General features: G+C 57.2%; 8 protein-coding genes and 2 pseudogenes. 2 read left to right on the top strand and 8 right to left on the bottom strand.

Annotation, left to right across the window (positions count from 1 at the left end; translation table 11 throughout):
- Positions 1-154: 154 nt before the first annotated feature.
- The 3 genes and pseudogenes from MUB52_RS23680 to alaE form a co-directional block, all read right to left on the bottom strand.
- A pseudogene (locus MUB52_RS23680) lies at positions 155-787 on the bottom strand (tyrosine-type recombinase/integrase).
- Positions 788-914: 127 nt separating this feature from the next.
- Positions 915-2,108 carry an MFS transporter gene (locus MUB52_RS23675; protein ID WP_263846628.1) on the bottom strand — a complete coding sequence of 398 codons (1,194 nt, stop codon included), beginning with the start codon at positions 2,106-2,108 and terminating at the stop codon, positions 915-917.
- Positions 2,109-2,299: 191 nt separating this feature from the next.
- Positions 2,300-2,755: an L-alanine exporter AlaE gene (alaE, locus tag MUB52_RS23670; protein WP_263846627.1), complete on the bottom strand. Its 456-nt coding sequence runs from the start codon at positions 2,753-2,755 to the stop codon at positions 2,300-2,302.
- Positions 2,756-2,808: 53 nt separating this feature from the next.
- On the opposite strand from alaE, the gene MUB52_RS24165 reads away from it, so the two are divergent.
- Both MUB52_RS24165 and MUB52_RS23665 read left to right on the top strand, forming a co-directional pair.
- Entirely contained in the window at positions 2,809-3,303 is a 495-nt protein-coding gene (locus MUB52_RS24165; RefSeq protein ID WP_404818276.1) for a MarR family winged helix-turn-helix transcriptional regulator, read from the top strand.
- 415 nt (positions 3,304-3,718) lie between these two features.
- Positions 3,719-4,183 (top strand): GNAT family N-acetyltransferase, encoded by a 465-nt coding sequence (locus MUB52_RS23665; RefSeq protein ID WP_263846626.1) that lies wholly within the window; start codon positions 3,719-3,721, stop codon positions 4,181-4,183.
- A gap of 218 nt (positions 4,184-4,401) precedes the next feature.
- Here the strand turns inward: MUB52_RS23665 and MUB52_RS23660 are convergent, their stop codons facing one another.
- The 5 genes and pseudogenes from MUB52_RS23660 to MUB52_RS23645 form a co-directional block, all read right to left on the bottom strand.
- On the bottom strand, positions 4,402-5,187 hold the full coding sequence (locus MUB52_RS23660; protein WP_263846625.1) for an SDR family NAD(P)-dependent oxidoreductase: 786 nt from the start codon (positions 5,185-5,187) through the stop codon (positions 4,402-4,404).
- A gap of 98 nt (positions 5,188-5,285) precedes the next feature.
- A pseudogene (locus tag MUB52_RS24160) lies at positions 5,286-5,468 on the bottom strand (putative quinol monooxygenase); the annotation flags it as partial.
- A gap of 47 nt (positions 5,469-5,515) precedes the next feature.
- Positions 5,516-5,953: a YybH family protein gene (locus MUB52_RS23655; protein ID WP_263846624.1), complete on the bottom strand. Its 438-nt coding sequence runs from the start codon at positions 5,951-5,953 to the stop codon at positions 5,516-5,518.
- Between the two features lie 90 nt (positions 5,954-6,043).
- A complete protein-coding gene (locus tag MUB52_RS23650) occupies positions 6,044-6,532 on the bottom strand; it encodes a VOC family protein (protein ID WP_263846623.1) in 489 nt (162 codons plus the stop codon).
- Positions 6,529-7,239, bottom strand: coding sequence for a TetR/AcrR family transcriptional regulator (locus tag MUB52_RS23645; protein WP_263846622.1), 711 nt, complete (start codon positions 7,237-7,239; stop codon positions 6,529-6,531). Before MUB52_RS23645 ends, MUB52_RS23650 begins: the two co-directional genes overlap by 4 nt.
- Between the last annotated feature and the right edge of the window lie 143 nt (positions 7,240-7,382).

Here is a 7,382-nt window from a genome sequence, read left to right as displayed (position 1 = left end):
TTCCTAGCAGTGATAGACAACTGCATTATGGCGCATTGCGACGCCGGGGGAGCAGGAGCTATCCACCCCATCGGGTTCGGCGGGCCGCACCGCAGCATCGCATGTGTCGGCTGGATGTCTCCTTAGGGCCGCCAGTGACGACGGCCCGAAGTTGCTAGATTTCAATTGCTTCGGCGATTGCGAGCGCGTCCTCAAGTTCGACGCCCAGATACCGGACGGTGCTGTCCATCTTGGTGTGTCCAAGCAGAAGCTGAACCGCTCGCAGGTTCCCGGTCTTCTTGTAGATTTGGGTCACCTTGGTTCGTCGCATTTAATGCGTTCCATATGCGCTCGCCTCAAGGCCGATCGACGTGACCCAATCTCGGACAATCCTTGCGTACTGGCGCGTCGAGATGTGGAGGCGTTCGTGGAACCGGCCGGGCCAAAGATACTCGGATCCTACCATCAGCTTGTCCTCCATCCATTTCGCGACCGAAGCGCGGGTGCCTTCCGAGATTACAAAGCGTACCGGTTTCTGAGTTTTGCTTTGTAGAACGCAAGCCCGTTCCTTGATCTGGCCAGAGGCCATGACGTCGACGACCTTCATTTTCACCAAGTCCCAGCCGCGGAGCTTGCTGTCTATCGCCATGTTGAACAGAGCAAGGTCGCGATGGTTCTCTGCGAGTTCAAGCCGAACCCTGATCGCCCAGACGTGTTTGGGCTTGAGTGGCCGTTTCTGACCGACAATCCGGCCCTTGTTCCAAGCGGGTCGCAGTGCTCGGATGGCGGGTAAATTCGGTGTTTGCATGACTGATCCTCCGATCCGCCATGCCCTCCCAGTACGACAACTCGACGCTGACCATGCCAGAATATCACAGGATGCCACGCCGCACCCGAGGTCAGTTCAGAGCCCTCTTCGACCAATGCTGCGGTGACTACGAATGCCCGCTTTCAGTTTTCGGTGCCGTTGTGCTGACCATCGAAAGGACGGCCGCGGCGATCAAACAAGCCGGAACCATGAGAAAGGCAAGGTAGATGCCAAGTCCGTCTGCTAGGGAGGCCAAAACGAATGGTCCAGCACCAGCAGCGGCCCCAAGACCCGCTGCCATGACACCCACGGCCCGGTCGGTGTTGCCTTTGGCGGTTCGAATGAGGAGGGCTGATCCAAGCGGGAACTGACCCGCAGCGCCAAGCCCTGTCAGAGCAAGGCCCAATAACGCCAGCCAAACGACAGTGGTGGCCCACAAAAGGACCCAGCCGATCAAAGCAAGCCCTAGGGACGCGAGGAACAATCGTTTCGCATCCGTGTCCAGAGAAAGCCGTGCCACCGCGACCCTGCCGATGAACATGCCCGCCAGAAAGGCCGAAGGAAGGGCGCTTGCGATGCCGGGGCCAAGTTCCAACCTGTCGCGAACGAGATCGGGGCTCCAAGCAACGACGGAGAACTCGACCATGATGCACGCGATGAGAGCGAACCACATCGGCCAATAGTCGCTCGGGAGCCGCTCGGAGGTCTGCGCCGCGGGAACGACCGTGAATGCTTGGCTCGAAGAGGATTTCGAAAGAAGCCAAGCAACGAGTCCCAACAGCAGGAAGATTGCCAGCATGGCTGGTCGCCACGTCAGAATACTCGCGGCGGCAAGACCAAGCGCCAGCGGTGCGATCAATCCAATACCCGAAGCGAGAGCATTGCCCTCTGACAGGACAGTCGGCGACAGATCGCCGTGATGATCCGATAGCACAGCGATTGCAGTGTTGTTCGCGAGCGCACCCCCCAGACCAGCTGTCCCCGCGGCCGCGAGTGTCACGAACAGCGCGCCAACGCTGAGCAGCGACCCGATAGAGAGGCCAACAACACCGAGGAGGACAAGCAGCAATCCGAGGCGCAGCGTGCTCGCCCGCCCGATACGGCGAATAGTCAAGGATGCGGCGAGACCGGCGACAACGATCCCGATCGCGAAGGTGACACTGTGCAGGCTTGCCAACGTCCGACTGATCTCAAGTCCGTCACGGATGAGAGGGATTGCAGGGCCAAAGGTGTAGATCAGCCAGCCGAATGTCGCGAGCATCAGGTAGCCCGTGGCCGTAACCCCATCGCGTTGCATGACTTTTGGCTTCGTTCCGCCCATGCGCACTGTCTAATGGCGCGCGCCGCGTTGCCCAAGAGCAATGAACCGGACATTTGGACGTCCCTTACGAGAGGCAACTACGTCCGCAAGGCCGCCGCCTCCGTCGCTTTTGACGGCGCTGCAACGCCGCAAGTCCGCTACGAGCCCACTTTGACTGATGCTGCGCGATGTACGAACGGCAGCTTTCGGTGTCACACGCTGTTAGGCTTCGCTTCGATGGTCACGTCCATCCAGTTCCGCACGGTATCAAGCCATAGCCCATACGGGCGTCCGCATACCAGCATGATCACGGCGGCCCCCAGGATGCCAGAGAGCAAGGTTGTGCCCGAAGCACCACCCATCCAGATGATCCCGGCGTAGATTGGCACCTGAAAGCTGAGCAAAGCGAATGTGTCAAAGACGAAGGCCCGCGCCTGGCCGGATCCTGCTGCGCCCGATGTCAGCATCACCCAGTCCCGCCAAACGCCATACGGGCGTGCCGTCAGGATCATCAAGGGCGCTCCTATCAGTCGTGCCGTAGCGACCTCGCTCCATTCCATCCCTGCGATGAACCTTTCATTCAACACGCCCGTAAGCGTGAAGAAGCTCAAGAGAGCGAGATTGTCTGCGAGCCAAATGCGCGCTCTGCGAGAAAATATATGCTTCATGCATACAAATGTAGCGCGTTGATCTGTATGCGCAACGCATATATTATGAGGATATGGACCAAAGGGACTTAAATGCGGTTTCAGCTTTGTGCCTGAACTTCGTTGATGAACTCGGGCAGGCCGTCGCCGTTTTCGCACCGCGCAACGAACCTGCTCAGGCCATTGCGTATATCGGGCGTGCGCCGTCGCTGACAATCCGACAACTCAGCGGCTTGTTGGGCCTATCCCATGCAGCCACTGTGCGATTGGTCGATCGGATGTGTGTTGATGATCTTGTTTCGCGCAGGCCCTCCAAAGAGGACGGACGCGCGGTGGAACTAAACCTCACTGCACAGGGGCAAGAGCGTTATAAGAAAATGCTCAACGCCCGAAGCACCCTCGTCAAAAGAAGACTGAGTTTGCTGAACAAAAAGGATCAGGCAGCTTTCGTCCAGTTAGCCCGTCGGCTCTTATCCTCGCGTGTTTATTCTGCAGAAGACGCAGCCCGGGGATGCCGTTTCTGCGATGTAGAAGCGTGCTATGACTGCCCTGTCAGGACAGGCTCTTGAAAACGGACATTGGCGCAGCCGCAGCGAAATGGAGCTTTGTCCGCATTTTACCAGTTCGCTGATGGCTTGATTTCGCTGTCGCGGCGAATGACCGGTCTGGTGAAGCTGCGCCGCGGCATCGCTTGTCACGACGAGAGTCCGGAATGGGCCGTCTTCGATGACCTGTAAGGCCTTTCGACCGTAAGTGCTGTGTTCGCTCCAACGGCGGCAGCGAGCCCAATGTGACAAATGCTGCGCCGCGCACGAACTTCTCCAATCGCGGTGGCGGCATCTTATCCGATAGCCGGCAGGACACATCATGAAGATTATGAATCCACCCCCTTTGTGAAAGACAAAGAGCTGTCCAAAGACGTCTGCCATTTCGCCATCATTGTCAGCTTGTCGATGTCGCATGTCCCGGAATAGGGTTGGTGTGATGAAGTCGCTCAAATTCCGAAAGGCTACCGTTGCCGATGTGGTTCCGCTTAGCGGGCTGATCCAGCGCACAATCCGCGTTTCAAATGCCAAGGACTATGATCAAAAATCAATTGATATGCTGTGCGCGATTTTTGAACGGGAGCCGCTCACCGAAAGAATCAAAAATGAGGCTATTTTCTTGTGTTTCGCGGGTGCCAATCTTGTTGGAACGGTGGGGCTTAAAGGTGACTATCTGCGATCATTGTTCGTGGACCCTGCATTTCAGGGGCAAGGGCTAGGCAAAGTGCTGACTGCAAGAATTGAAGAAGAAGCGCGACAGAGAGCAATCCCGGAAATGATGCTTCATTCCTCACTAACAGCGCGGGAGTTTTACGCGGCTCTTGGCTATGAATTTGTGGAATTGCAATCATACCCGGAAGGACCATTCGTCTTGATGAGAAAGCCTCTTAACGTGCGCCCGTGATATACCTTGCGCCACGAAACAACGGCAGTGACGTTTGCCGATGTGTGTTGCGACCGTCCGATAACGCCTCAGATCGGAGCAGACCTTCGTTTCCGCAAGGCCGAGGGTTGCTTTGTCCGCATCGCCGCCACTACCAGCGGTAAAGCTTTTGGACTCCTTGTCTTTTTGGCAAGTGCGGATGCGCCCCTTGATTGAACGCGCAGGCCATCTTGCAGTTGTCAGTCGACGATCTGGCCACAGGTCACATTGATCGCCGAACCAGTGATTGCCGATGCACGGTCAGAGGCCGCGAGGACAGCTGCTTCGGCAACCTCGTTTGCACGAGGAAAGCGCTTCAACAACGTGGCGTTCCTCATCTGCTCAAGATAGTCGGAGTGCGCGAGGCCTGCTTGGTCACCGTGTTCGTTTGCTGCAACATCGTCACTGAAGGTCTCCGGTGAGCCGGCAGACCGCAGCCAGGTGACCCTTACACCGGCGGTACCGATTTCAGCGGCCAATCCCCGGTAAAATCCTTCGATAGCACAACAATAGGCGCCAAAACCGCCGACGAGCGGAAGTGCCAAGCGGGAGGGCGTGGCGGTCAGTGCCAAGATGACACCAGCTCCACGCGCCGCCATCCTGCGGGCGGCCTCAGTCGCTGTCGTAAAGTGGGCTTCTGCGCCAATGGTGATCGGTCGAAGAAAATCGGCCTTCGACATCTTGATCAGCGCGGTGCCCTGATCATCTGCGACACCTATCAGGTTGAACGAAATGTCGATCAATCCCGCCGATGCTTCCGTTTCATCGGCATGATTGCGCACGGCGTCGCCGTCAAGGGCGTCTACGGCCGAGACGGTCGCGGTTCCGCCCGCGGCGCGAATGCCATCTGCAACGGACTGAATGGCTCCAGTGTTTCGACCGCAAAGGTGTACGGTTGCGCCGTCGCGCGCCAGGGCGGTCGCCACGCGACGCCCGATACTCCCACCAGCCCCGTAAACGACGGCATTCTTTCCGGAAAGCAGCATTGCTTACTCAACCTTTTTCGTTTGCTATGTCGATCCGATAGGGGTTGACGTTCACATCGGTCGTCCAGACGGGCAGTGTGAACTGCCTGCCATGCACTTAGGGACGGCTCGTCACGCCATACTTCAAATGAGTTTATTCGCGATGGGTCGGCAGGATCTGCTGAGATAGCGAAATCGACACAACCATCTTGCATTCTAACCGTCTCAACAACTTTGGCGAAAGCTCTGACCACCCCATCACCGTTGGACCGATCAGTGAGCGAATATCTTGCGACCACCATTGTGCTGGTCGCCTCTCTTCCGCGGCGTGGGAGTTCGCATTTTGGCTCTACGCTGTCGAGGAGTCCGGCTCCAAATCGACAGCCGCTCTGACCGATCCATCCATATAGAACGGGGTGGAAGAATGGTCGTGAACAATCCGCCAGTCACCGTCCAGTTTCCGAAAGCACATGGTTGTTCGGAACCAGATGTCTTCTCTTGTTCCGTCTGTCTTTGTCCCGCGCATACGATTCAAAGCCGTCGACCAAGCAGTGTCTTCGCCGACGACGAGATTGACGTCCTCTGCGTCAACGAGGATCGGTCCGTCCCACGTCTTGAGCCATTCCCGCGTTCCCACAAGATCGATTTTGTCCTTCAAGGGCGGCGCAAGAGAATAGATGACGGCATCGGGCGCATAACAGCCCACAATCGCGTCCGCGTCCTTTTCGTAGTGGGCTTTGCCGAGCCGCTGGCACAGTATAGTGATTTCGTTGTGATCGTTTCTCATCGTGTATGTCCCTTCTTGTCTGTCTGGCTTGAGAAGCAGGTCGATGTAACGTGCGGGATGGTCGAGGTTCGAGTTCGCTTACTCCCGGTCTCACGTCGCCATTGTCGATGATCGCGCTCGCAAGCCGTCGAAGGCGGCGCGCATTGCGGCGATGTCGATCTTCTTCATGCTCATCATGGCGGCCTGTGCGCGGGATGCTGCCTCACGGTCGGGGTCCGAGAGCATGTGGGTAAGTGCTGTTGGAACAATTTGCCAATGGACGCCGAAGCGGTCGCAGAGCCAACCACAATTGCCTTCGCTCCCGCCCTCGGTCAGTGCGTCCCAAAGCCTGTCCGTTTCGGCCTGGTCCAGTGTCGCGACCGAAATCGAATGGTCTTGCTTCGGCGCGAACGCCTCATTGCCGTCCATCAGCGTGTATCTGGTGCCCATGCAGGACCAAAGGACCATGGACATGTTCGGACCAATGGTTTGAACGTGATCAATAGTCGTGTCGGGCAATGTCGCAGCATAGAAGCAGGCGGCTTCTTCGGCCCCTTCCTTGAGGAAGATGCAGAGTCGGGAGTTGGGGCGTTCGGTCATTGAATGGCTCCTGACATGTTCGACTGCACGCAGCCAAATAGAAGGCGGACGTAGCGGTCGAGGTGATCCAGAGCCTCGCGAGCAAGGCCCGGGTCGTTGCCTGCCTTGGCCAGAATGAACGCGCCTTGAATTGTTGCCTGGAAGTGCCGGGCAAGTGACGCCGCATCCCATCCTTCAGGCGTTATGCCATGATCCTGGACAGCGGCGGCGATATCGACTTCGAGCGTTTCTGCATGGCCGAAGATGCTGGCACCGGCCGCGTCCCGAATATCCGGGGCAGTGGCATGAGTTTCCTGGGCGAGTGTTCCAACCAGACAGGTGAATTCCACAATGTCTTCGGTGATCATGGCACGGCGAAATGCGATATATGCGAGAACACGATCGAGCGGATCTCTTGCGAGGTGATAGGGGGCTACCGAGAAAAACGCTCCTGTCGTTTCAGTCCAGAATTCAGCGGCCGCGACACCTAGGGCGTCTTTTGACTTGAAGTGGTGAAAGAATGCGCCCTTCGTTACATCTGCCGCCTTGCAGAGATCATCTACGGTTGTTGCGGCAAAACCTTTGGTTCGAACAACATCACGGGCTGCTTCGAGAAGTCTTGTGCGGGCATCGCCGCGTTCGGGAGCATGTTTTGTAGGGCGTGGCATAATGAATAAATACCAACCGGTTGGTATTGTGTCAACTAGTGAGGTAGAGAGTTTGTCCACTCCAGAACGCGTTTGCGGCATGTTCCGAAAGCCGTCATCGACGCGCTTAGTGCGAACGACGGAAAAGTCTAAGGTTTGTTGCTGCTGTCAGCGCGAGCTGCAGCGGCGATAAATCTGACAAGGAGGAAAGCGCGGGCGGATTT

The sequence above is a fragment of the Roseobacter sinensis genome, assembly GCF_025755255.1.
GTDB lineage: Bacteria > Pseudomonadota > Alphaproteobacteria > Rhodobacterales > Rhodobacteraceae > Roseobacter > Roseobacter sinensis.
This window is presented reverse-complemented; position numbering and strand designations above follow the sequence as displayed.

Excerpts from the sequence above, each read along its gene's own strand:
- MUB52_RS23655 (WP_263846624.1), bottom strand. The coding sequence starts at position 5,953 with ATGAGAAACGATCACAACGAAATCACTATACTGTGCCAGCGGCTCGGC.
- MUB52_RS23650 (WP_263846623.1), bottom strand. The coding sequence starts at position 6,532 with ATGACCGAACGCCCCAACTCCCGACTCTGCATCTTCCTCAAGGAAGGG.
- MUB52_RS23675 (WP_263846628.1), bottom strand. The coding sequence starts at position 2,108 with ATGGGCGGAACGAAGCCAAAAGTCATGCAACGCGATGGGGTTACGGCC.
- MUB52_RS23660 (WP_263846625.1), bottom strand. The coding sequence starts at position 5,187 with ATGCTGCTTTCCGGAAAGAATGCCGTCGTTTACGGGGCTGGTGGGAGT.
- alaE (WP_263846627.1), bottom strand. The coding sequence starts at position 2,755 with ATGAAGCATATATTTTCTCGCAGAGCGCGCATTTGGCTCGCAGACAAT.
- MUB52_RS24165 (WP_404818276.1), top strand. The coding sequence starts at position 2,809 with ATGGACCAAAGGGACTTAAATGCGGTTTCAGCTTTGTGCCTGAACTTC.
- MUB52_RS23665 (WP_263846626.1), top strand. The coding sequence starts at position 3,719 with ATGAAGTCGCTCAAATTCCGAAAGGCTACCGTTGCCGATGTGGTTCCG.